This window comes from Sphingopyxis sp., assembly GCF_036402335.1.
GTDB lineage: Bacteria > Pseudomonadota > Alphaproteobacteria > Sphingomonadales > Sphingomonadaceae > Sphingopyxis.
Genome location: NZ_DASWTD010000066.1, coordinates 1 through 2084, shown reverse-complemented (window position 1 = coordinate 2084; position 2084 = coordinate 1). Strand labels below are relative to the sequence as shown.

At 65.1% G+C, this 2084-nt stretch carries 2 protein-coding genes and 1 pseudogene; all 3 read left to right on the top strand.

Annotation, left to right across the window (positions count from 1 at the left end):
- A pseudogene (locus tag VGD20_RS02025) lies at nucleotides 1–301 on the top strand (hypothetical protein); the annotation flags it as partial.
- Nucleotides 298–1452: a nuclease-related domain-containing protein gene (locus VGD20_RS02020; RefSeq protein ID WP_331132856.1), complete on the top strand. Its 1155-nt coding sequence runs from the start codon at nucleotides 298–300 to the stop codon at nucleotides 1450–1452. The pseudogene VGD20_RS02025 and the gene VGD20_RS02020, both read left to right, overlap by 4 nt.
- Before the next feature lie 2 nt (nucleotides 1453–1454).
- Nucleotides 1455–1946 (top strand): hypothetical protein, encoded by a 492-nt coding sequence (locus tag VGD20_RS02015; RefSeq protein ID WP_116463088.1) that lies wholly within the window; start codon nucleotides 1455–1457, stop codon nucleotides 1944–1946.
- The last annotated feature ends 138 nt before the right edge of the window (nucleotides 1947–2084 follow it).

The window sequence follows — 2084 nt, the reverse complement described above, 5'->3', positions numbered from 1 at the left end:
GGAAGCGGTCGCCAGCGGGTCGGCGCGCAAGAAGGATATCGGCGTCGTGGGCGGTGGGCTGTTGCTCGGCCTTGGCGTGGGTGCGCTCGGTGGAAGCTACGCCTCGACCGACATCGGCAAGATCACCACGCTGGCGACGCTCGATGCGTTCCGCAAGCTGATCGAGGATGCACGGCCACGGCTCGAGGCGAGGCTGGTGCCGGCCAAGCCGCCCGCAATGGTGCCTCCCGCCTCCGCGCCGCTACCGGCGCAGGCGGTTCAACCGCTGCCGCAGCCAAATCCGGGAACGCCGAAACGATGATCCGCAAGAAATCGACCCGCGCGGCCGAGATCGCATTTGCCGACGAAGTGATGGCGTCCGACGAGTTCGCGGCTCTCCCCGAGCGCGTGCGATCGACGGTGCGGAACCAACGCCAGGGGATGCGGGGCGAGCGCGAGACCGCCTATATGCTCGATCACCAATTCGGGCCTGACAACGACCGCAACCTGCTTATCCACGATCTGCGCCTGCCGGACGGGCAGGGCGGGTTCGCGCAGTTCGATCATATCCTGCTGTCGCGGGCGTCGCGCACCGCCTCGATCTTCGAATCCAAGAACTACTCTGGCCGGATCTCGAAGAACGAGCATGGCGAATGGATGGTCTGGTATCGCTCGCAACGTCAGCCGCAGAACATCCCCAATCCGGTCGAACAGGCCAAACGACAACGCAAGGTGCTGCAGGCGTGGCTGAAGCGAAAAGGGCATGACAGGGCGTTCGCGGAGGTCGGCGTATTCGTGTCCGTTCCGCCCACCGCGATGATCGACCGTTCCAAAATCGGCAGCGACGAGCCGATCTACAAATGCGACAACCTTTACAAAGCCTGGGTGCCGTTCGGCGGGTCATCGCCCCTGGGACGAATGTTTTCGACCGGCGTCACCGCCGCGCAGATGGTCGAGATCGCCGACCAGCTCATCGCCGACCATGTCCAGGAGGGCGATATCTATACCCGCCTCGGCATCGTTCCTGACAGCACGGACGCCGCCGATACGTCTCATACCGGCGACCCGTCTGGGCCGATCAACATGCCCATCGTCCAGGCCGCGTCTGTGCCGGAATTGCCGCCGTACGTCGAGGCAGAGCCTGTCACTGTTCATCCGGCGCAAAGTCCCTCCACATCGGTAGCGGTTGAATGCACCGTTTTGGAGGTATCGCCCCCTGCCAAGGCGGTTCCCGTCAAGGCGGGCGCACCTATCGAGGTATGCGCCGGGATCGTCGAGCGGACACTGCCAGATGGCCGCATCGCATTCCGGGCCGCGCGCGACGATGAGATCGGCAGGGAGGTTCTTTCCGCGTTGTGCAAGGGCAAGGCGATCTGGAACCCGAGATTCTCCAACTGGATCTGCGTGCCCGACGTCGCCGACGTGATCCGGGCTGCACTTCCCGATGCGATCAGGGTCGGCCACGTCGCATGAATATGATCAGCCTGCCCCGGCCCGAATGCCCGTATTGCCATGAGGCGATGCGCCGCTGGCCGCTGGGGCAGCACATGCTGGTCTGCGACACCTGCCGCCGTCCGATCGTGCGCTACCTCGCTGCGCCCTCGCGTCGGATCTTTCGGCTGCGCCCGCTCTACAGCGTCATCAACGCCATCGCGCTGTTCATTCTGGTCGCGACCTTTCTCGCCATCGTGATCGCCCGCGCCGACATCCGGCATATCATGCTGGCCGTCGCGATCCCCATCGCGATGTTCGGCGCGAGCGATATCGGCGATGGCTGGCTGTCCTGGCGTACCTCGCTCGATCGAGGGTGGAACCACCTTCGCAAGGGTCGCAAGGCGCGGCTGATCGGGCTGGCACGCGCAGCGTTCGGCATCGCCGGCTGTGCTGTCGCCATCTTCGGGCTACTTGCCTACGGCGACATGACCACTCCACGAAAACCGCTTGCCCATCAGGCTGGTCGGCCATGATTCCCTTCTGCCTGATCCTGGGCGACAGCACCGCGGTCGGCACGGCGCAGGCATTGGCAGCACAGGGCATACGCTGCGAGGTTCATGCGCGCGTGGGTGCCGGTTCGGCCGAGATCGAGCGGCGGGTGAGGGGCGCTT

Excerpts from the sequence above, each read along its gene's own strand:
- VGD20_RS02020 (WP_331132856.1), top strand. The coding sequence starts at position 298 with ATGATCCGCAAGAAATCGACCCGCGCGGCCGAGATCGCATTTGCCGAC.
- VGD20_RS02015 (WP_116463088.1), top strand. The coding sequence starts at position 1,455 with ATGATCAGCCTGCCCCGGCCCGAATGCCCGTATTGCCATGAGGCGATG.